The following is a 19,880-nucleotide window of genomic DNA, read 5'->3' on the forward strand; positions in this document are numbered from 1 at the left end:
GGCAGGACGTACGAGAAGTACGGGCGAAGGACGGGAAGTACGGGCGCTCAGCCGCGTCCGCGTTCCGCCTGCTCGCGCAGGAAGACGCCGATCTGTCCGGCCAGATGCTCGGCCAGTCCGTCGGCTCGGGCGCCGCCTGTGCCGGGCAGGCCGTAGGTCGCGGTCATGTCTCCGGACCACAGATACCGGTCGGCCCATTCGTCGTCCGCCTTCACCTGCACCTGAATATCGATGAGATGCAGACAGGATTCCGGGGCGGCGGCGTACAGGACGGCCGTGGCGCGGCGCAGTGGATAGAGATCGAAGCCCTCGATGAATTGCGAGTTGCGCCAGTCGAGAAATGCGCTCTCGCCGTCGGAGCCCGTGCGGACATCGACCTGACCGTCTTCGAGATGGATGCCGACGGCGTTCACCATGCGGTTTTCCACCGTCACCCGGAAGCGGAAATAGATCAACCCTTCCGCGGCGTCGTCGCGCCCGTGCGGCGGCTCCACCCTTTCCAGGCCGTGCACGCGGACACGCAGACCGGCATGCGCGTCCGCGCATTCCTGCCAGTCGCCGATCACATGGGGCTCGCGCACACTCCACCTCCGCTTCGCGTCTGATTCCTATCCGTGCGCGCGACAAAGTGTCAAATACGCGGAACGTTCCGTGAACAGAGTTTTGCCTTGCTTGATCATTGATCAAGCCGTGCGCAGCCACGATCCTTCCGGGCGTGCGAGGACGAAGATGATGCACGTGGCACACATCACATCGCCCGCGCTGCACCTGCCATGAACCTGTCTCTGAAGCAGCCCTGAAGCAGTCCTGAACCAGCCATGAACCAGTCATGAACCTGCCCGAGCGGAGAACCGACCCGTGAGACTGCCGCTGATCGCCCCCATGCTCGCGACCCCCGGCACGCTGCCGCCCGCCGGGCAGGACGAGCGGTGGGCGTACGAGACGAAGCAGGACGGCCAGCGCGTGGTGGTCTATCTGCCCGGCGACGGCACCGTGGAACTGCGTGCCCGCTCGGGCGAGGTCATCACGAACGCCTACCCCGAGCTGCACCCTCTGGGCGGGGCCCTGGGCGGGGTGCCCGCGATCCTGGACGGGGAGGTGGTGGCGCTCGACGAGCGGGGCCGGGGTGACTTCCAGCGGCTGCAGTCCCGCATGGGGCTCGCCCGGTCCCCCGCACTGGCGGCGCGCCGGGCGACGCAGACACCCGTCCATCTCGTGCTGTTCGACGTGATGTTCCTGCGGCACCGCCTCACCGCGCTCCCGTATCTGCGCAGGAGGCAGGCGCTGGAGGGGCTCGCGCTGACGGGGCCCTACTGGTCGACGCCGGGCGCTCTCGTCGGGCATGGCGCGCAGGCGCTCCAGGCGACGCGGGACAACGGCCTGGAGGGGCTGGTGTGCAAGAAGGTCGACTCGGTGTACGAGCCGGGGGTGCGCTCCCGCTCCTGGATCAAGATCCGCAACGCGCAGACCGTGGATGTGATCGTCGGCGGCTGGCTTCCGGGGCGCGGACGACTGTCGGGACTGCCCGGAGCGCTGCTGGTGGGGCAGCGGGAGGCGGGGCGACTGCGGTACGTCGGCCGTGTGGGGACGGGCTGGAGCGAGAACGAGCGCGCCGAACTCGGTCGGCTGCTGCTGGCCACGGAGTCGCACACGTGCCCCTTCGACCCCGAACCACGGATGCCGGAGGTGCACTGGGTGCTGCCCAGGCTGGTGGGCGAGGTCCGCTATGTCTCGCGCACCCGGTCCGGTCGGCTCAGGCACCCGTCCTGGCTGCGGCTGCGTCCGGATCTCGCGCCGGAGGACGCCGCGGCCGATCTGCCGTGAGCCCGGCGCTCGGCGCACCCCCCGCTTCCGGTCAGACGTGTCCCGGTCCACCGCTGCCGAAGGAGCCGCTGGAGCCGGGGTGCCAGCGCTTGCGCTCCTGGTGCTCACCCCGCCTGCTGGGCGCGTGGTGGAGTTCGTACGGCATCAGCCGCTCGCTCTCCTGTGTCGCGTGGGGCACTTCGTCGGGCTCCCTGACCTCCCGCGTCTCATGGACCGGTCCGGTCGGGGGCAGATGGGGCTGCTCCTCCGGATCGGGCGGGGGCAACTCCCGGTCCCGGATGGACATTCCGAGCCGCACGGCCCAGATCAGCGCAGCCGAGACGAACATGCCGCCGATGAAGGCGGCGAACACGCCTAGCTGCTGACTGGAGACAGCCAGTAGTTCCAAGCTCGCCGTATTCATGTCATGAAAGTAACCCCATTTGGCGGAAATTACCCCTTGGGGGAATTGATCCTGGCTGTTGGCTGTCGGGGTCGGCCCGGTTCAGCGCTCTGTCATGACGAGGACCAGGGGGATGCCGTCGCACGGGACCAGGCGCAGTCGGCCATGGTGGCCGGGGCGGCCCGCGGCGAGCAGCGCGCCGAAGTCGGGGCCCTTGGTGAGCGAGCCGACCAGATGGGCCGGGTCGGCGGACGCGGCCACCCGGCCACGGGCGTTGACGAGATGGGCCGGTTCCGGCAGCGCGCGGAGCAGCGGCATCACGGCCGCCTCGAAGTGCCGCAGGTACACGTCCGCCGCGGTGACCCCGGCGAACCGGCCCTCGATGTGGACCGGCGCGGACAGGGTGAGGCTGTACTCCTCCGAGCACAGGTAGTCGACGTACGGGCCCGCGACCGCGCGGTGTCCGGTGTCGCGGGGCAGGGTGAACCAGTCCCAGTGCGTGTAGTCGGAGTAGGCGGACTGCCGCGGGTCGAGGTCGGGCAGCAGCGGCCGTACGCCACCACTGGAGCTGGTCTGCCACCACTCCAGCCAGGCCGGTACGTCACCGAGCAGTCCCGGTGCGGCGACGAAGCCGACGCCGGAGACCAACTCCTGCCGGGCCAGGTGGAGATGGAGTCCGGGGCGCAGCGCGGCGAGGTCGGCGGTCGCCGGGCGGCGGCCCTGGGCTGCGACCCGCGTGAGCAAGGCGGCGACATCGGCCCGGGTGCGGGCGACGGCGTCGAAGACGGCCTCCAGGGTGGAGCGCACCTGGGCCGCCACGGCGGCTTCGGTGACCGGGTCGAGCGTCGCCGTTCCCGCGCCCGCGAGGCGGCTGCTCCCCTCTCCCACGGCCGTGCCGGGGGCCGTCGGGGCGGGGGGGGGGGTGAGACAGGGCAGGAAGCCGGGCTGCCGCGGGGAGTCGGACATGACGGCGACCGTATACGGCCTCTTTACCGCGTCGCACGTTGCCCCCCAGGTCAACTGCCCAAGGGATGCTCAAAGTTGATCCAAATAGCGACGCTCCGTAAGGTGTTGGCCACGCCGTCCGCCGGAGGCAGCACCCTGTCACCCAGGCGGACTTCTGGGCGGGCTGTTTGGCCTGCCCGCCGGCCTGGAGCATCGTCCGAGTACGCCACTGCGATCCACGGCGTCCGGAGTCGCCCTGGTCACCGCACCATCCCGCCACCGGTGCCGTTCGCGGACCAGCTCCGCGCCCGTCGTCCGCGTGGTGGCCTGCCCGTCCCCCGCCCCCCGTCGCAGCACCGTCCCCGCAGCCCCCGTCCCCGACTCCCCCCGTTCCCCCACTGTCACCCCCCGCACCGTCCCCCACTCCCCCCCGTCGTGGAGATTTCCTTGTTCAGCAGATCGTTGTTCACCAAGTCGTTCAGAGCGACAGCCGCCGTCTGCTCCCTTCTGCTCGTGAGCGGCTGCGGGTTATTCGCCGACTCGAGCGACTCCAGCTCGTCCAACGGCTTCAACCCCCCGGACCTGAAGGCGCAGTCGAAGCTCGGCACGCCCGAAGGACAGGTCAACCTGATCAACTGGGCGGGCTATGTGGAGGACGGCTCCACGGACCCGAAGGTCGACTGGGTCACCCCGTTCGAGAAGCAGACGGGCTGCCGGGTCAACTCCAAGGTGGCGGCCAGCTCGGACGAGATGGTCAAGCTGATGAAGTCCGGTGCCTACGACGCCGCTTCGGCGTCGGGTGACGCCTCCCTCCGGCTCATCGCCTCCGGTGAGGCGGCGCCGGTGAACACGGACCTGGTACCCAACTACAAGGACGTGTTCTTCGGTCTGAAGAAACAGGACTGGAACTCCTACAACGGCACCATGTACGGCATTCCGCACGGCCGTGGCGCCAACCTGCTCATGTACAACACGCAGGAGGTCTCGCCCGCCCCGACCTCCTGGTCCGCGGTCTTCGACGACGCCTCGAAGCACAAGGGCCATGTCACGGCGTACGACTCCCCGATCTACATCGCGGACGCGGCGCTCTATCTGAGCGAGACGAAGCCGGGGCTGCACATCCGCAACCCGTACGCGCTCGACCAGCAGCAGTTCGACGCGGCCGTGGACCTGCTCAAGAAGCAGCGTCCGAACGTCGGTGAGTACTGGGGTGACTACCTCAAGGAGGTCTCCGCCTTCAAGAGCGGTGACTCCGTGGTCGGCACCACGTGGCAGGTCATCGCCAACCTCGCCGCCAGCGAGGGCGCCAAGGTGAAGGCCGTGCTGCCCCAGGAGGGTGCGACCGGCTGGTCCGACACCTGGATGATCTCCGCCAAGGCGAAGCACCCCAACTGCGCCTACAAGTGGATGAACTGGGTCATCTCGCCGAAGGTCAACGCGCAGATCGCCGAGTACTTCGGTGAGGCTCCGGCCAACATCAAGTCCTGCGACGAGACCAGCGACCCGACCTTCTGTGACACCTTCCACGCCATGGACGAGAGTTACTGGAAGGACATCGCGTTCTGGACGACGCCGATCGAGCAGTGCCTCGACGGTCGGACGAACGTCAAGTGCGTGCCGTATTCCGACTGGGTACAGGCCTGGAGCGAGATCAGGGGCTGAACCCGTTCCCACGGACAAGGGCCGCCGCGCCACCCCGGCGCGGCGGCCCTTGTGCGTCCACACCAACGCGGCGCGCGGGCCGCGTCGTTGCCGTATCCGTACATCGGTGATCTTGGCACGGGCCACCCTCCAGGAGCAGGATGCCCCCATGAAGGGGTACCTGTTCTCCCATGAACACATGGTCCAGCCGGCCATCGCGCCGGGTATGTCGATACAGAACGCCAAGTCCATTCGCTATGTCGTGAACGGTGAGATGCTCGCGCGGCAGGGGGCGATGGTCGCCTACCGCGGCAGCCTCCGGTTCGAGCGCAAGGGTCAGGGCGTGGGCGGGATGCTCAAGCGGGCGGTCACGGGTGAGGGGCTACCGCTCATGACCGTACGCGGGCAGGGCGAGGCCTGGTTCGCGCACGAGGCGCAGAACTGCTTCATCGTGGAGATCGAGCCGGGTGACGAGTTCACCGTCAACGGCCGCAACGTCCTGTGCTTCGACGCCTCCCTGTCGTACCAGATCCGCACGGTGAAGGGCGCCGGGATGACCGGCGGCGGACTGTTCAACAGCGTCTTCAGCGGGCAGGGCGAACTGGGGCTGATCTGCGAGGGTTCGCCGCTGGTCATCCCCGTCTCGCCCCAGCAGCCCGTGTACGTCGACACCGACGCGGTGGTGGGCTGGACGGCCGCGCTGCACACCTCGTTGAGCCGGTCGCAGTCCATCGGCTCGATGCTGCGCGGTGGTTCGGGCGAGGCCGTCCAACTCAAGCTGGAGGGTGAGGGGTTCGTGGTCGTCCGGCCCAGCGAGCTGACCCCGCAGAAGGAGAACTGACCGCGAAGGGCCCTCACCACCGGTGAACGGCCCGGCTCAGGAGGTCAGTTGGGCCTGGACGAGCGGACCGTAGCGTTCGACGATGTCCTCGATGTCGGCGGTACGCACATGAGGGCCGCGCACGATGCCGAACATCACGCTCAGGCCCAGCAGGGCACTCACCGCCAGTTCCGCGCGCAGGCCCGCGTCCGGGCCGCTCAGCCGGGCGGCGAGGCGATCGCCGACCTGGGCGCGGAAGTTGGTGCGCAGCGTCTCGCCCCGCTCGCGGTGCAGGGGCGCGAACACGATACGCAGGACGGGGTCGGCGCCCTGCTCGGTCTGACTCACCAGAACATGGCGGACCATGTGGCGGCCGAGGTCCGCGAGCGGTGCGTCCAGCAGCGCCACGGCGTCCTCCTCGAAGGACATGACCTGGGCGAAGAGCGTGTCCTTGTTGCCGAAGTACTTCAGGATCAGGGGCGCGCTGACCCCGGCCCGCTCGGCGACCGCCTTCAGCGTGATGTCCGCCTGCGCGTGCCGGGCGTGGAGGTGGCGCACGGCCCGCAGGATCGCGGCCTTGGTCGCCTCGGCGTCACGGCGGGCGGGGCCGCGGGGCGCCTCGGCTGCCCCGGGCCCCGGTCCCGCCCCGGTCGAGCGGTCCGGCTCCGCAGGGTGGCCCGCGGGGGCGGTGACGGACGGGGTGGTCATGGGGTCACGCTCCTTCCAGCGCCTCGTCGCGCGCGGCTTCCGTACGAACACTGGCGCGACGGGTGCCACCCGAGGCACGGTCCTTGGGGATGGTGAGGGCGGCGGCACAGGCCACCAGGGCGACCGTACCCGCCATCGCGAACGTCAGCAGATAGCCGTGGAGCGTGGGCACGGGGGTGCCCCCGACGAGACTCGTGTGGTGGACCAGGATCGCGGCGACGGCGGCGCTGCAGACGGCCTGACCGATCGTGCGCATCAGGACGTTGACGCCGTTCGCGGACGCGGTCTGCCCGGCCGGTACCGCGCCCAGGATCAGCGTGGGCAGCGCCGAGTAGGCGAGGGTGGTGCCGGTCGCCACGATCGACGCGCCCACGATGACCATCCACAGGTCGCGGCTGTCGGCGATCCGGACGGCATAGCCGAGCGCCAGGACGGCGGCCCCCAGCGCGAGGGTGACGCGCGGGCCGCGGGACGCCGAGATACGGGCCGAGAGCGGCGAGAACAGCAGCATGGTCACACCGCCGGGAAGCAGGCACAGTCCGCTGCCCACGATGGACAGGCCGAGCCCGTACCCGGTGGCCTTGGGCGCCTGGACGAGCTGGGCCGTCACCAGGGAGTTGGCGTAGAAGCCGAAGCCGACCAGCAGGGCGGCGATATGGGGCAGCGCGACGCGCGGGCGGGACGCCAGGCGCAGATCGACCAGGGGCCGCTCGGCGCGCACCTGCTGCACGGACCACAGGGTCAGGATCAGCACGCAGGCCACGAACAGGCCCAGGATGCGAGGGCTCCCCCACCCCCACTGGCCGCCCTGCGACACGGCCAGCAGCAGGCTGACGAGGCCGGCGGCCAGGCCCAGCGCGCCGAGGACGTCGAAGCGGCCGGGGGCGCGCACGGGCGACTCGCGGACCGCCCACCAGGCGAGCAGCAGGCCGACGGCACCGAGACCGCTGGTCACCCAGAACATGGTGTGCCAGGTCGCGTACTGGATCACGAGCGCGGCCAGCGGCAGGCCGAGCGCCGCCCCGATGCCGACGGTGGAACTCATGAGCGCGACCGCGGATCCGGTGCGCTCGGGCGGCAGTTCGTCCCGCAGGATGCTGATCGAGAGCGGGACGACCGCGGCTGCCGCGCCCTGCAGGGCGCGCGCCGTGATGAGCACGCCGATGTCGGACGAGAGGGCGCAGAGCACCGAGCCCAGCGTCATCAGCCCGAGGGCGGCCAGCAGCACCCGCCGCTTGCCGTACATGTCACCGGCGCGCCCGAGCACCGGGGTGAGTACGGCGCCGGACAGCAGTGTGGCGGTCACCATCCAGGAGACGGCGCCCGCCGAGGCGCCGGTCAGCCGGGGCAGATCGGGCAGCAGCGGGACGACGACCGTCTGCATGACGGCCATGAGGATGCCGCCGAAGGCCAGTACCGGGACCGCCGCCCGCTCCCGCACCCCTGGCCGGTCGACCGGCTCGTCGGGGGTGGTGGATCGGTCCGGCGGTACGGGTATCGGGGCCATGGGCGCTCCAGAGGCAGGGGTGAATCGCGGGTGAATGACGATTCACCCTACCCAGGTGAATGGTCATTCACCTTCTGGATCCGGGAGATCCAAGGCAAAGACTTGGTCGTATTTCCTTCCTGGGGGGCGGGCCGGTGAGGCAGGTGGGGCAGGTCTGCCGGGGCATCGGCCTTGTGCCGCCCGTGCACGAACGGTTTGCTTGCTCCCGCACGCACCACCCACCATCGGCACGCACCACACCCCTCGGTACGGGAGCAACGACATGGCACAGGGCACCCCCGACGTTCGCGTCGACACCGGCAAGCCGCATCCGGCGCGCGTCTACGACTGTCTGCTGGGCGGCAAGGACCACTACGCGGTCGACGAGGAGATGGCGGCCCGGTTACCGGAGAACGCCTTCCGGGACGCGCGGCTGAACCGTGCCTTCATGCACCGCGCGATGCGCTGGCTGGCCGGACGCGGCATCGACCAGTTCCTGGACGTCGGCACCGGTATCCCCACCGAGCCGAACCTCCACCAGATCGTGCAGGGCGTGAACCCTCGGTGCCGGGTCGCCTACACCGACAACGACCCCATCGTGCTGCGCCACGCGGAAGCACTGCTGGTCAGTACGCCGGAAGGGGCCACGGACTACATCCAGGCGGATGTCCGCCGCCCCGCGGAGGTCCTCGCGCACGCACGCGCGTTCCTCGACTTCGGCAGGCCGCTCGCCCTGTCCCTCATCGCGCTGCTGCACTTCATCCCCGACGACGAGGACGCCGACGGGATCGTCCGCACCCTGGTCGACGCCCTGCCGTCCGGCAGCCATCTCGTCCTGACCCACGGCACCGGCGACTTCCACCCGGAACTTGCGGGCCGGGCGACCGGGGACTACGGCAAGGGCGGGATCAGGCTGGCGCTGCGCAGCCATGCGGAGGTCCTGCGCTTCTTCGCCGGGCTCGACCTCGTGGACCCCGGTCTGGTGACCGCCCCCGCCTGGCACCAGGACACGGACACGCCCGCCCCGCAGGCGGAGGAGTCCTCCATCTACGTGGGCGTGGCCCGCGTGCCCTGACCCGAGGCGCCCCGCCCGCCGGGAGTCAGTCGGCGGCCGTGCGGCACTCCGGGTGGCCCCAGCCCTGGGTGTTCTTGGCGATCGACTCGCCCGCCGCGTACGACCGTCCGCAGACGCAGCGGCCCGGGAACTTCGCCTTGATCGTGCGGCTGCCGGAGGCGCGCTTGGCGGGGGCCGTGCCACGGCGGGCAGCCGGAACCGCCGGTCGCGACGAGGGCAGCGGCTCCGGAGACCCGTACGCGCTGCCCGCCGCTTCCTGGACCGTGGCCGCCTGGCTGGCGGCGCGGTCCGCGAAGTCGTTGAGGCGGTCGCCGTCGGCCTGGTGGGCCGGGACGTAGCGGAACTCGACCTGGCGGCCGTCGAGCAGACCGTCGATCCGCGCGACCAGTTCCTGGTTGGCGACGGGCTTGCCGGAGGCGGTCTTCCAGCCCTTGCGCTTCCAGCCGGGCAGCCAGGTCGTGACGGCCTTCATCGCGTACTGGGAGTCCATCCGGATCTCCAGCGGGACATCCGGGTCGACCGCCGTCAACAGGCGTTCCAGGGCGGTGAGTTCGGCCACGTTGTTGGTCGTCCGGCCCAGCGGACCGGCCTCCCAGCGGCTGGGGGTCTCCGCGTCGTCGGCGACGACCCAGGCCCATCCGGCGGGTCCCGGGTTTCCCTTCGACGCCCCGTCGCAGGCGGCCACAACACGTTCAGGCATGCCACGATCATGCCACGCTCCCGGCCACCGCCCGAATTCCCCATCGGCCCGCTCAGGGCACGTCGACGGCCTTCGGTGTCTCGCCCCGAGCGGTCGTGATGTCGATGACCGAGAAGGCGGCGCCCTGCGGATCGCTCAGCGCGGCGAACCGGCCGAACGGGCTGGTCATCGGCCCGTACCTCAGGACGCCGCCGTGCGTGACCGCCTGCTCGACGGCCGCGTCGCAGTCGGCGACGCTGAAGTACACGTTGATGTACGAGGGCACCTCGGGCGGGAAGTCGCCCGTCATCCGCATCCGCCCGAGCACCGGGTTCCCGTCGAGTTCGTAGAGGCGGAAGTCGATCGACTGGTCCAGGATCTGCTTGACGCGGTACGGGAAGACGGCCGGGAAGAACGCGTCCGCCTTCTCGGGCTCGCGGGTGAACACCTCGGCCCAGCAGTACGCTCCGGGCACGGCCCGCGCCTCGAAGCCCTCGTGGGCGTGCGCCTGCCACACACCGAAGACGGTTCCGCCGGGGTCGCGGGCCAGTGCCAGCGTGCCGAAGTCGCCGACCTGCATCGGCTCCATGAGCACGTCGCCGCCGTGCTCCTCGATCGTCCGCGCCGCGGCGACGGCGTCGGCGGTGGCGAAGTACAGGCACCAGGCGGACTGGCCCTCCTGGCCGGGCATGGGCGGGACGACGGCGGCGACCGCCTTGCCGTCGGCGTACGCCTGCGTGTAGTTGCCGTACTGGGACGAGGCCTCGCCGAACGTCCAGCCGAGGACATGCCCGTAGAACTTCTTGGCCCCCTCGACATCGGTGAACATCGCGTCGACCCAGCAGGGCATTCCCTCGGGTGGTACCGCCATGGCCTTCGACCCTCTCCGTCTCGCCGGTCTCGCCGGTCGGGGCTCTTCGCTCCTCACGCTAGCCACGGCCGCGCCGCGTCGCGCGCCGAGCGGCGGTCCTGTCCGACACTGGAACGAGTCACCGGAACAGGTCTCGGTCCCGGACGGAACGGAGCGGGCGATGCGCGCATGGGTGCTGGACCGGCCGGGTCCCGTCGAGCGGGAGCCACTGCGGTTCGTGGAGCGGCCGGACCCGGTGCCGGGCCCCGACGAACTGCTGGTACGGGTGCGGGCGTGCGGTGTGTGCCGTACGGATCTGCATGTCACCGAGGGCGACCTGCCGGTGCGGCGGCCCGGGGTGACGCCCGGACACGAGATCGTGGGCGTGGTGGCCGGGGTGGGAGCGGCCGTGCGCGACTGGGCGGTCGGCGAGCGCGTGGGCGGCGCGTGGCTGCGCCGTACGGACGGCACGTGCCGGTACTGCCTCCGCGGGGCGGAGAACCTGTGCCCGCGCTCCGAGTACACCGGCTGGGACGCGGACGGCGGGTACGCGCAGTACACGACCGTCCCGGCCGCCTTCGCCTACCCGCTGCCCGCGGGCGTGGCCGACGTGGCGCTCGCGCCCCTGCTGTGCGCGGGCATCATCGGTTACCGCGCGCTGCTGCGGACGTCGCTGCCACCGGGCGGGCGCCTCGGGCTGTACGGGTTCGGCGGCAGCGCCCATCTGTGCGCGCAGGTCGCGCTGGCCCAGGGCGCGACCGTGCATGTCCTCACGCGTGACGAGGCTGCACAGCGGCTCGCGCTGGCTCTCGGGTGCGCGTCGGCGGGCGGCGCCTATGACGCGCCGCCGGAGCCGCTGGACGGGGCGATCCTGTTCGCGCCGGTCGGTGACCTCGTACCGGTGGCACTGCGGGCGCTGGACCGGGGCGGTGTCCTGGCGGTCGCGGGCATCCATCTCAGCGACGTCCCGGTGCTGCGCTACGAGAGCGAGCTGTTCTACGAGAAGGAACTGCGCAGCGTCACCTCGAACACACGCGAGAACGGCCAGGAGTTCCTGGACCTCGCGGCGCGCTACGGCGTACGGGCGACGACGCACCCCTATCCGCTGTCCCAGGCGCAGCGCGCCCTGGCCGATCTGAAGGCGGGGCGCTTCGACGGCGCGGCCGTGCTGGTCGACGACGGCATCGACCTCACTCCGCCAACGGCGTCAACCCACCCTTCGACGTAGACCCGCCCAACGGTGTGGGCCCGTCCGTCGACGTGGGGCCGTCCGTGGCCGACACGTCGGCGGGGGGCGGTGGCGGGCCGGTGACCGTGACGCGCGCGGGCCGCAACAGCCGCTCCCCCACCTGGTATCCGTGGCTGAGGATCTCGGTGCAGAGCGCACGGTCGGCGTGCGGGGCGACGACATGGGTGACGGCCTCGTGCCGGTGCGGGTCGAAGGGCTCGCCCTCCTCGCCGAAGGTCCGCAGTCCCACGGAGCCCAGTTGGGTCTCCAGGACGTCCGCGAGGGCCTTCAGGCCAGGGGACATGTCGCCCTGGCGACGCGCCGCCTCGACCGCGTCCAGCACGGGCAGCAGCGCGCGCAGGACGTTCTCCGCGGCGATCTCGCGCACCGCCATGCGGTCGCGCCGTACCTGCTTGCGGTAGTTGTCGTACTCGGCCTTCACCCGCTGCAGGTCGGCGGTGCGCTCGTCGAGCAGACGGCGCAACTCCGCGCTCTGCGGCCGGCTCCGGTCCATGGTCAGCCCGCCCGTGGTGTGTCGTCGTCGTCCACGACCTCGGCGTCCACGACCTCGTCCTCGTCCTGGCCGCCTCCGCCTTCGGTGGGGGTGGCCTGCTCCGCTGTCGTGGCGCTCTCGGCGCGCGCCCGCTCGTACATGGCGCTGCCGATCTTCTGGGCCGCGGCGGCTGCCCTCTCCGTGGCCGTACGGATCTCCGTTGTGTCCTCGCCCTTGAGCTTCTCCTTCAGCTCGGCCAGCGCGCTCTCCGTCTCGCTCTTCGCGTCGGCCGGGACCTTGTCCTCGTTGTCCCTGATGAGCTTCTCGGTCTGGTAGACGAGCTGTTCGGCCTGGTTGCGGACCTCGGCGGCCTCGCGGCGGCGGTGGTCCTCCTCCGCGTGCGCCTCGGCCTCGCGGACCATGCGGTCGATGTCGTTCTTGGGCAGGGCGGAGCCGCCGGTGACGGTCATCTTCTGCTCCTTGCCCGTGCCGAGGTCCTTCGCCGTCACGTGCATGATGCCGTTGGCGTCGATGTCGAAGGACACCTCGATCTGCGGGACACCGCGCGGGGCCGGCGGCAGACCGGTCAGCTCGAACATCCCGAGCTTCTTGTTGTACGCCGCGATCTCGCGCTCGCCCTGGAAGACCTGGATCTGCACGGACGGCTGGTTGTCCTCGGCCGTGGTGAAGATCTCGGACCGCTTGGTCGGGATCGTGGTGTTGCGCTCGATCAGCTTGGTCATGATGCCGCCCTTGGTCTCGATACCGAGGGACAGCGGCGTGACGTCGAGGAGCAGGACGTCCTTGACCTCACCCTTGAGGACACCCGCCTGGAGCGAGGCACCGACCGCCACGACCTCGTCCGGGTTCACGCCCTTGTTGGCCTCCTTGCCGGTCAGCTCGCGGACCAGGTCGGTCACCGCGGGCATCCGGGTCGAGCCGCCGACGAGGATCACGTGGTCGATGCCGGACAGCTTGATCCCGGCGTCCTTGATGGCCTGGTGGAACGGCTCCTTGCAGCGCTCCAGGAGGTCCGCCGTCAACTGCTGGAACTGGGCGCGGGTCAGCTTCTCGTCCAGGTGCAGCGGGCCCTCGGCGGAGGCCGTGATGTACGGCAGGTTGATGGTGGTCTCGGTGGCGGAGGACAGCTCGATCTTGGCCTTCTCGGCGGCCTCGCGCAGCCGCTGCACCGCCATCTTGTCCTTGGACAGGTCGATGCCGTAGGCGTTCTTGAACTGCTTGACCAGATGGTCGACGACGCGCTGGTCCCAGTCGTCACCGCCGAGATGGGTGTCGCCGTTGGTGGCCTTCACCTCGATGACGCCCTCACCGATGTCCAGCAGGGACACGTCGAAGGTGCCGCCGCCGAGGTCGAAGACGAGGACGGTCTGCTCGTCGCCGCGGTCGAGCCCGTAGGCGAGGGCGGCGGCCGTCGGCTCGTTGATGATGCGCAGGACGTTCAGTCCGGCGATCTCCCCGGCCTCCTTGGTGGACTGCCGCTGGGCGTCGTCGAAGTACGCGGGCACGGTGATCACCGCGTCGGTGACGTCCTCGCCCAGATAGGCCTCGGCGTCCCGCTTCAGCTTCTGGAGCACGCGCGCGGAGATCTCCTGCGCGGTGTACGTCTTGCCGTCGATGTCGCCGGTGTCCGGGAAGCGCCAGGACGCGTCGCCCATGTGCCGCTTGACGGAGCGCGCGGTGCGGTCGACGTTGGTCACCGCCTGCCGCTTGGCGACCTCGCCGACGAGCACCTCGCCACTCTTGGCGAAGGCCACGACCGACGGTGTGGTGCGGGCGCCTTCGGTGTTGGTGATGACGGTGGGTTCGCCGCCTTCCAGGACCGAGACCACCGAGTTCGTGGTACCGAGGTCGATTCCGACCGGACGTGCCATGGGGGCTTCTCCCTCCTCGTCGTCCGCGATGCCGGACACGGCCCGGCGGGACGCCCTCGTGGGCTGTGGGGTGGAGGCTTGGTGGCTGACTGCCTTACTAGCCTGAATAAAACTTGAGTGGGGGGTTGTCAAGTCTGGGTGGGCGGTCGGGGGACCGCCGGGCGGGGGACCGCTGACGTACGGCGACGGCCCGGACCGGTCGGGCCGGTCCGGGCCGTCGTTGGCTCACTCGGGTCTCGCCCGAGTATCGCTCGGGTCTCACTCGGCCGAGTGGGGCTCCTGGGTGAAGACGGCGTGGAGCCGCCGGGTGTGGTCCACCTGCCGCTCGGGACCGGTCAGGGTGAGCGTCGCGGTCAGCCGGGGTTCCGCGCTGGAGGCGGCCACGCGCAGTTCCAGCGCACCCGGTTCGACCACGCGCCGCCCGTCGCGGCCGGTGAAGGAGGCGAGGTCGGCGGGCACCGTCACCCGCACCCGCCGCGCCTCGCCGGGGGCCAGCGGCACCCGCGTGTAGCCGATGAGGCGCTGCACCGGCTGCACGACCGAGGCGACCGGGTCGTGCAGATAGAGCTGCACGACCTCGCTGCCCTGCCGCTCCCCCGTGTTGCGCACGGTGAACGCCAGACGGAACGCGCCGTCCGTACCCGTCTCCTCCTCCTCGACGACGAGGTCGCTCCAGACGAAGGAGGTGTACGACAGCCCGTGCCCGAAGCCGAAGGCCGGGGTCGGGTCGACGGTGGACACATCACTGGCCTGGGCGAGCCGGGCACCGAGATACGTGGCGGGCTGGGCGTCCGGGCCGCGCGGCACGCTGACGGGAAGCCGTCCGGAGGGGTTGGTCCGGCCGCTGAGCACCCCAGCGAGCGCCGGGGTGCCCTCGACGCCCGGGAAGAAGGACTGCACGATCGCGGCGGCCTCGTCCACGGCGCGCCCGAGCGCGTACGGCCGTCCGGCGAGCAGCACGGTCACCACCGGGGTGCCCGTGTCCAGGAGGGCGTCGAGCAGGTGCTGCTGGGCTCCGGGCAGGGCCATTGAGCCGGCGTCGCAGCCCTCGCCGCTGGTGCCGCGTCCGAACAGTCCCGCGCGGTCGCCCAGGACCGCGAGGACGACATCGGCGTCACCGGCCGCGCGGACGGCCTCCTCGATGCCGGAGGTGTCGCCGTCGTCGACGCCGGTACCGCGCGCCACGGTGATCTCGGCGTCGGGGAACTCGCGTGCCACGGCGTCGCGCAGGGTGGGCAGGTCGATGCCGAGCGGGACCCGTGGGTGGTGGACCCCGACGTGCAGGGGGAAGGAGTAGCAGCCGAGGACGGCCGTCGGTGCCTCGGCGTTGGGGCCGACCAGCGCGATACGGCGCGGTCGCGCGAGCGGCAGTGTGCCGTCGTTGGAGAGCAGGACCACCGCCTGCTCGGCGACTTCGCGGGCCAGGTCCCGGTTCTGCGGGGTGTCGAGGTCCACGGTGCCGCGCAGTGCGTCCGGGTCGTCCAGGTCGGCGTCGGCGAGCGCGGGCGGGACGGGGCTCCAGTCGGCGTCCAGCAGACCGAGGCGGGCCTTGTCGGCGAGCACTCGGCGCAGGGCGCGGTCGATGAGGGCTTCCGGTACCCGGCCGGTGGTGACGGCCTCGACGAGCGGGGCGCCGAACGTCTTGACGCCCGGCAGTTCGACGTCGACTCCGGCGCTGAGCGCGGCCTTCGCGGCGTCGGCCCAGTCGCCCGCGACGCCGTGCAGGGTGTGCAGGAACGCGATGCCGAAGTAGTCGGCCACGACGGTGCCGTCGAAGCCCCAGGTGTCGCGCAGCAGACCGGTCAGCAGCTCCTCGTCGGCCGCCGCCGGGATGCCGTCGACGTCGTTGTAGGCGCTCATGACGGAGCGGGCGCCGCCCTCGCGCACGGCCATCTCGAAGGGCGGGAGCAGGATGTCGGCGCGCTCGCGGGGGCCCGCGCTCACGGGGGCGAGGTTGCGTCCGGCGCGCGAGGCCGCGTAGCCGACGAAGTGCTTGAGCGTGGCGCCGACCCCCGCTGACTGAAGTCCCTGGACGTAGGCGGTGGCGATGCTGCCGACGAGGTAGGGGTCCTCGCCGATGGTCTCCTCGACCCGGCCCCAGCGGGCGTCGCGGACCACGTCGAGCACCGGGGCGAGGCCCTGGTGCACGCCGACCGAGCGCATGTCGTGGCCGATGGCGGCGGCCATGCGGCGGATCAGGCCGGGATCGAAGGTGGCGCCCCAGGACAGCGGCACGGGGTAGGCGGTGGCCTTCCAGGCCGCGAAGCCCGCCAGGCACTCCTCGTGGGCGACGGCCGGGACGCCGAAGCGGTTCGCGGAGGCGATGCGTGCCTGGGTGCGCAGGAGGGAGAGCGCGCCGAGCGCGGGGTCGACGGGGGCGGTGCCGAAGGGGCGGGTCAACTGGCCGAGGCCGGTGGGCAGAAGGGCGTCGAGGTCGACGGCCTCCTCCATGTCGTGCTGGTGGGGGGCCACTTCGCCCCCGTCGTCGGACGCGCCGACCCAGACACCGTAGAGCTGGCCGATCTTCTCCTCGAGGGTCATGGCCTCGATCAGGGCGGACACCCGGGTGTCCGTGTCCTGACGGGGGTCGTTCCAGACGGGGGTTTCGGGGGTGATCTCAACTGCCACGTTGGCGGTCACTTTCCTCCGACGCCCATGAGTCCCTGAACCAGGGCGCGACGGGCGAACAGGTAGACGAGCAGGACGGGCACCATGGACAACACCACGGCTGCCAGCAGTCCGGGGACGTTCATGCCATGTGCGGTTTGGAAGTTGTAGAGGCCCAGGGTGATCAGCTTGGTGGACTCCGACTGGGTCAGGACCAGGGGGAACAGGAAGCCGTTCCATGCCTGGAGCGCGGAGAACACCACGATCGTGGACAGTCCGCCCCGCGAGAGCGGGAGCACCAGTTGGAAGAACATCCGCCGGGGCGTGGCACCGTCCATGGCCATGGCCTCGAACAGCTCCGGGGAGATGTCCCGCATCGCGCCGCTGAGGATCAGCGCCGACATCGGCAGACAGAACGCGGCGGTCGGCAGGACGACCCCGAGGAGGTTGTCGTACAGACCGGCCTTGCTGATCAGATAGAACATCGGGACGATCACGGCCTGCGCCGGAATGGCGAGTCCCAGCAGGAACAACCGGAAGAGCTGGGTGGTGACCCGCGAGCGGCTGCGGACGATCGCGTAGGCCAGCGGCGGAACGAGCAGCAGCACCACACCGACCACGCACGCGGTGACGATCAGCGTGTTGAGGAAGTACTGGCCGAAGCCCGCGTCGAAGGCTTGCGTGAAGTTGTCGAACGTGATGCTGCGCGGGAAGGACAGCGGACCGTTCCGGGAGTAGTCGGACTGTGACTGCACCGTCGCCACGAGCATCACGTACAGCGGCAGGCCGACGAGGAAGAGCCAGACCAACGAGCCCACGCCGGCCAGGTAGTTGGGGCGTCGCCTCATGACAGACCCTCCATGGAGCTGCGCATCTTGTCGTAGCCGGACACGCGGACGACGATCAGTGAGATGACCGTCGCCGCGACGACCAGGACCAGGGCGATGGCGGCTCCGGCGCCGAAGTCGAAGCCCTTGAACGCCTTTTGGTACATGTAGTACGCGCTGATCGTCGTGTCCGTCCCCGGCCCGCCCTGGGTCAGGATGAGGACGGTCTCGAACGTCGTGAGCCCGCCGACGATCATCAGGATCATCGAGGTGATGACCGAGTTGCGCAGTTGCGGCAGGGTGATGTGGAAGAACTGGCGGTAGCGCCCCGCCCCGTCGATCTCGGCCGCCTGGTACAGCACGTGAGGGATGGCGCGGGCGGCTCCCTGGTAGATCAGCGTGTGGAACGGGGTGAACTGCCAGGTGCTCACGAACGCCAGTACGCCGATCGCGGTGGCCTGCTTGCCGAACAGGTTGCCGTCGCCGAACAGCCAGGTGGCCTGGGCCGGGATGCCGAAGTTCGGGTCGAGCAGCGCCCGCCACAGCACCGACACGGCGGTGGCGGACAGCAGCAGCGGGATGAAGTAGATCACCGACAGCACCGCGCGGTTGCGCTGCTGCCCCGCGGCCCAGACGCCCAGCAGGATGCTCAGCGGGGTCTGGATGGCCACGCCCAGCACGGTGACCAGCAAGGTCAGCCAGACGCTCTTGATCATCACCGGGTCGTCGAGGATCCGGGACCAGTTGTCCATCCCGACGAACTCGGGTGAGCCGAGGCCGTCCCAGCTCATGAAGGACAGCACCGCCACCATGATCAGCGGGACGATGGCGAAGAGCGCGAAGAACACCGTGGCGGGGAGCGCCCAGCCGAAGCCGGGGCGCCCGACCCGGGCGGCGGAGGAGCTGTCCGACCCCCGCCGGGCCGTCCCACGGGACCCGGCGGCGGGCTGATTACGCGTCAACTGTGTGGTCATCAGGGATCATTCGGTGGGGAGGGCCTGCATGGCCTTGATGAACCCGCCCGCATCCGTCTGGCCGTTGAAGAACTGCTGCACGGCCTGGTAGATGGGCGTCATGGCGGCGGGCGGGTAGGCCTGGTCCCAGGAGAGCTGGAACGAGGGGGCCTTCTTCACCAGGTCGTACTGGAAGTGCGAGTAGGCGGGGTTGGTCGAACCGTCCAGGAACTTCTCGGTGTTGGTGGTGGTCGGCAGGTTGCCGAGGCCCAACTGCGCCTTGACGAACTCGTCGGAGTACATGAGCTTCAGGAACTTGGCGACGGCCTCGGGGTGCTTCGTCTTCTTCAGCACCGAGTAGTAGTTGTTGGTGTTGCCGACGATGTCGGTCGGGTCACCCTTGCCGCCCTGGACGGACGGGAAGGCGGTGTAGCCGAGGCCCTTGGCCGCGAAGTCCTTGTCACCGTCCTGCTGTTGGGAGTAGTACCACGACCCCATCAGCTCGAACCCGGCCTTGCCGCGGGCCACCAGCGCGGGAGAGGCGCCGTTCGTGTACTTCACGGAGTCGAAGTTGGAGCCGAAGGCGCCCGCGTCGACGAGCTGCTTGATCATGCCGAGCGCCTTCTTGCTCTCCGGGCTCTCCCAGGCGCTCTTGTCACCGCCGAGGGCCTTCTGGAACAGCTCGGGGCCCGCGACCCGGTCGTAGAGGTACTCGAACCACATCAGCGTCGGCCACTGGTCGCCGGCGCCGAGGGCGATCGGGGTGACCCCCTTGGCCTTCAACTTCTTGACCGCGTCGAGCAGTTCGTCCCAGGTCCGGGGCGGCTGCACCCCCGCGTCGTCGAGCACCTTCTTGTTGTGGAACAGCATGACCGGCTGGGTGCCGCGCATCGGGATGCCGTACGGCTTGCCGTCGACGGTCGCGTTGTTGAACACCGACGGCAGGAAGTTGGACTTCAGGCCCGGGTCGTCCTTGATGAAGTCGTCCAGCGGCATCAGCAGGTCGGCCTTGACGAACGGCTTGATGCTGCCGCCACCCCAGTTGAAGAAGACGTCCGGGGCCTGCGGCGTGCTGATGATCGTCTGGAGCTTCTGCTGGTAGTCGGCGCCGGGGATGGTGTCGAGGACCGCCTTGACGTCCGACGTCTTGTTGAAGGTCTCGACGATCTGCTTCTCGACCTTGTTGTTGGTGTCCCCGTAGACGAGCACATGGATCTTCCCGTCGTTCGAGGACCCGCCGCCGCTTCCGCCCCCGCAGGCCGAAAGGCTCAGCGTCAGGCCGAGCGTCACGCCACCGGCGAGCAGACGGGGCAACCGCGCGCGTATCTTCATCGCATACCTTTCGAAATTTTCGACACCACTGCCGAAAGTCGCTGCTGTCGGACAGTAGGGGCGGCACTCCACGGGGTCAACGGGCGTGCAGACGCGCGACCAAACCGTTACCGGCGGCTCGTGACCTATCCTTCGGAC

Annotated in this window: 18 protein-coding genes; 5 read left to right on the forward strand and 13 right to left on the reverse strand. The window is 70.2% G+C overall.

The features are described from left to right. Positions 1-47: 47 nt before the first annotated feature. Positions 48-581, reverse strand: coding sequence for a hypothetical protein (locus NGF19_RS15410; protein WP_252425465.1), 534 nt, complete (start codon positions 579-581; stop codon positions 48-50). A 277-nt stretch (positions 582-858) separates the two neighbouring features. Here NGF19_RS15410 and ligD point away from each other — a divergent pair, with 277 nt between their 5' ends. Then, positions 859-1,824 (forward strand): non-homologous end-joining DNA ligase, encoded by a 966-nt coding sequence (gene ligD, locus NGF19_RS15415; RefSeq protein WP_252425466.1) that lies wholly within the window; start codon positions 859-861, stop codon positions 1,822-1,824. Positions 1,825-1,855: 31 nt separating this feature from the next. Here the strand turns inward: ligD and NGF19_RS15420 are convergent, their stop codons facing one another. Together NGF19_RS15420 and NGF19_RS15425 are read right to left on the reverse strand one after the other, a co-directional pair. Further along, on the reverse strand, positions 1,856-2,227 hold the full coding sequence (locus NGF19_RS15420) for a DUF6479 family protein (protein ID WP_252425467.1): 372 nt from the start codon (positions 2,225-2,227) through the stop codon (positions 1,856-1,858). Between the two features lie 81 nt (positions 2,228-2,308). Beyond that, a complete protein-coding gene (locus NGF19_RS15425) occupies positions 2,309-3,172 on the reverse strand; it encodes a cache domain-containing protein (protein ID WP_252425468.1) in 864 nt (287 codons plus the stop codon). A gap of 426 nt (positions 3,173-3,598) precedes the next feature. On the opposite strand from NGF19_RS15425, the gene NGF19_RS15430 reads away from it, so the two are divergent. After that, on the forward strand, positions 3,599-4,813 hold the full coding sequence (locus NGF19_RS15430) for an ABC transporter substrate-binding protein (RefSeq protein ID WP_252425469.1): 1,215 nt from the start codon (positions 3,599-3,601) through the stop codon (positions 4,811-4,813). 148 nt (positions 4,814-4,961) lie between these two features. Then, entirely contained in the window at positions 4,962-5,633 is a 672-nt protein-coding gene (locus tag NGF19_RS15435) for an AIM24 family protein (protein WP_252425470.1), read from the forward strand. A 36-nt stretch (positions 5,634-5,669) separates the two neighbouring features. Here the strand turns inward: NGF19_RS15435 and NGF19_RS15440 are convergent, their stop codons facing one another. Continuing rightward, positions 5,670-6,320 carry a TetR/AcrR family transcriptional regulator gene (locus NGF19_RS15440; RefSeq protein WP_252425471.1) on the reverse strand — a complete coding sequence of 217 codons (651 nt, stop codon included), beginning with the start codon at positions 6,318-6,320 and terminating at the stop codon, positions 5,670-5,672. 4 nt (positions 6,321-6,324) lie between these two features. Further along, entirely contained in the window at positions 6,325-7,827 is a 1,503-nt protein-coding gene (locus tag NGF19_RS15445; protein ID WP_252425472.1) for an MFS transporter, read from the reverse strand. Positions 7,828-8,089: 262 nt separating this feature from the next. Between NGF19_RS15445 and NGF19_RS15450 the strand changes: the two genes are divergently transcribed. Further along, positions 8,090-8,881 carry an SAM-dependent methyltransferase gene (locus NGF19_RS15450; RefSeq protein WP_252425473.1) on the forward strand — a complete coding sequence of 264 codons (792 nt, stop codon included), beginning with the start codon at positions 8,090-8,092 and terminating at the stop codon, positions 8,879-8,881. Positions 8,882-8,906: 25 nt separating this feature from the next. Here NGF19_RS15450 and NGF19_RS15455 read toward each other — a convergent pair whose 3' ends face one another. Continuing rightward, on the reverse strand, positions 8,907-9,581 hold the full coding sequence (locus NGF19_RS15455; RefSeq protein ID WP_252425474.1) for a ribonuclease H family protein: 675 nt from the start codon (positions 9,579-9,581) through the stop codon (positions 8,907-8,909). A 52-nt stretch (positions 9,582-9,633) separates the two neighbouring features. After that, positions 9,634-10,431 carry a VOC family protein gene (locus NGF19_RS15460; RefSeq protein WP_252425475.1) on the reverse strand — a complete coding sequence of 266 codons (798 nt, stop codon included), beginning with the start codon at positions 10,429-10,431 and terminating at the stop codon, positions 9,634-9,636. Between the two features lie 160 nt (positions 10,432-10,591). Here NGF19_RS15460 and NGF19_RS15465 point away from each other — a divergent pair, with 160 nt between their 5' ends. After that, the gene (locus tag NGF19_RS15465; protein ID WP_252425476.1) at positions 10,592-11,638 is read left to right on the forward strand and encodes a zinc-binding alcohol dehydrogenase family protein; all 1,047 of its coding nucleotides are present in this window, start codon (positions 10,592-10,594) and stop codon (positions 11,636-11,638) included. Here the strand turns inward: NGF19_RS15465 and grpE are convergent. The 6 genes from grpE to NGF19_RS15495 all read right to left on the reverse strand — a co-directional run bounded on the left by grpE (position 11,601) and on the right by NGF19_RS15495 (position 19,742). Next, the gene (grpE, locus tag NGF19_RS15470; RefSeq protein ID WP_252425477.1) at positions 11,601-12,152 is read right to left on the reverse strand and encodes a nucleotide exchange factor GrpE; all 552 of its coding nucleotides are present in this window, start codon (positions 12,150-12,152) and stop codon (positions 11,601-11,603) included. The genes NGF19_RS15465 and grpE overlap by 38 nt on opposite strands. 2 nt (positions 12,153-12,154) lie before the next feature. Continuing rightward, positions 12,155-14,023: a molecular chaperone DnaK gene (gene dnaK, locus NGF19_RS15475; RefSeq protein ID WP_252425478.1), complete on the reverse strand. Its 1,869-nt coding sequence runs from the start codon at positions 14,021-14,023 to the stop codon at positions 12,155-12,157. Between the two features lie 258 nt (positions 14,024-14,281). Continuing rightward, entirely contained in the window at positions 14,282-16,663 is a 2,382-nt protein-coding gene (locus NGF19_RS15480; RefSeq protein WP_252425479.1) for a beta-xylosidase/alpha-l-arabinosidase, read from the reverse strand. Then, positions 16,660-17,478: a carbohydrate ABC transporter permease gene (locus NGF19_RS15485; protein WP_252425480.1), complete on the reverse strand. Its 819-nt coding sequence runs from the start codon at positions 17,476-17,478 to the stop codon at positions 16,660-16,662. Before NGF19_RS15485 ends, NGF19_RS15480 begins: the two co-directional genes overlap by 4 nt. Next, positions 17,475-18,431: a carbohydrate ABC transporter permease gene (locus NGF19_RS15490; RefSeq protein ID WP_252425481.1), complete on the reverse strand. Its 957-nt coding sequence runs from the start codon at positions 18,429-18,431 to the stop codon at positions 17,475-17,477. The genes NGF19_RS15485 and NGF19_RS15490 overlap by 4 nt, the downstream gene beginning before the upstream one ends. Before the next feature lie 6 nt (positions 18,432-18,437). After that, positions 18,438-19,742 carry an ABC transporter substrate-binding protein gene (locus tag NGF19_RS15495; RefSeq protein ID WP_252425482.1) on the reverse strand — a complete coding sequence of 435 codons (1,305 nt, stop codon included), beginning with the start codon at positions 19,740-19,742 and terminating at the stop codon, positions 18,438-18,440. Positions 19,743-19,880: the final 138 nt, after the last annotated feature.

This window comes from Streptomyces macrolidinus, assembly GCF_023887685.1.
In the GTDB taxonomy this organism is placed as follows: Bacteria; Actinomycetota; Actinomycetes; order Streptomycetales; family Streptomycetaceae; genus Streptomyces; species Streptomyces macrolidinus.

Excerpts from the sequence above, each read along its gene's own strand:
- NGF19_RS15420 (WP_252425467.1), bottom strand. The coding sequence starts at position 2,227 with ATGAATACGGCGAGCTTGGAACTACTGGCTGTCTCCAGTCAGCAGCTA.
- NGF19_RS15425 (WP_252425468.1), bottom strand. The coding sequence starts at position 3,172 with ATGTCCGACTCCCCGCGGCAGCCCGGCTTCCTGCCCTGTCTCACCCCC.
- NGF19_RS15435 (WP_252425470.1), top strand. The coding sequence starts at position 4,962 with ATGAAGGGGTACCTGTTCTCCCATGAACACATGGTCCAGCCGGCCATC.
- NGF19_RS15440 (WP_252425471.1), bottom strand. The coding sequence starts at position 6,320 with ATGACCACCCCGTCCGTCACCGCCCCCGCGGGCCACCCTGCGGAGCCG.
- NGF19_RS15445 (WP_252425472.1), bottom strand. The coding sequence starts at position 7,827 with ATGGCCCCGATACCCGTACCGCCGGACCGATCCACCACCCCCGACGAG.
- NGF19_RS15450 (WP_252425473.1), top strand. The coding sequence starts at position 8,090 with ATGGCACAGGGCACCCCCGACGTTCGCGTCGACACCGGCAAGCCGCAT.
- NGF19_RS15455 (WP_252425474.1), bottom strand. The coding sequence starts at position 9,581 with ATGCCTGAACGTGTTGTGGCCGCCTGCGACGGGGCGTCGAAGGGAAAC.
- NGF19_RS15460 (WP_252425475.1), bottom strand. The coding sequence starts at position 10,431 with ATGGCGGTACCACCCGAGGGAATGCCCTGCTGGGTCGACGCGATGTTC.
- NGF19_RS15465 (WP_252425476.1), top strand. The coding sequence starts at position 10,592 with ATGCGCGCATGGGTGCTGGACCGGCCGGGTCCCGTCGAGCGGGAGCCA.
- grpE (WP_252425477.1), bottom strand. The coding sequence starts at position 12,152 with ATGGACCGGAGCCGGCCGCAGAGCGCGGAGTTGCGCCGTCTGCTCGAC.
- dnaK (WP_252425478.1), bottom strand. The coding sequence starts at position 14,023 with ATGGCACGTCCGGTCGGAATCGACCTCGGTACCACGAACTCGGTGGTC.
- NGF19_RS15485 (WP_252425480.1), bottom strand. The coding sequence starts at position 17,478 with ATGAGGCGACGCCCCAACTACCTGGCCGGCGTGGGCTCGTTGGTCTGG.
- NGF19_RS15490 (WP_252425481.1), bottom strand. The coding sequence starts at position 18,431 with ATGACCACACAGTTGACGCGTAATCAGCCCGCCGCCGGGTCCCGTGGG.
- NGF19_RS15495 (WP_252425482.1), bottom strand. The coding sequence starts at position 19,742 with ATGAAGATACGCGCGCGGTTGCCCCGTCTGCTCGCCGGTGGCGTGACG.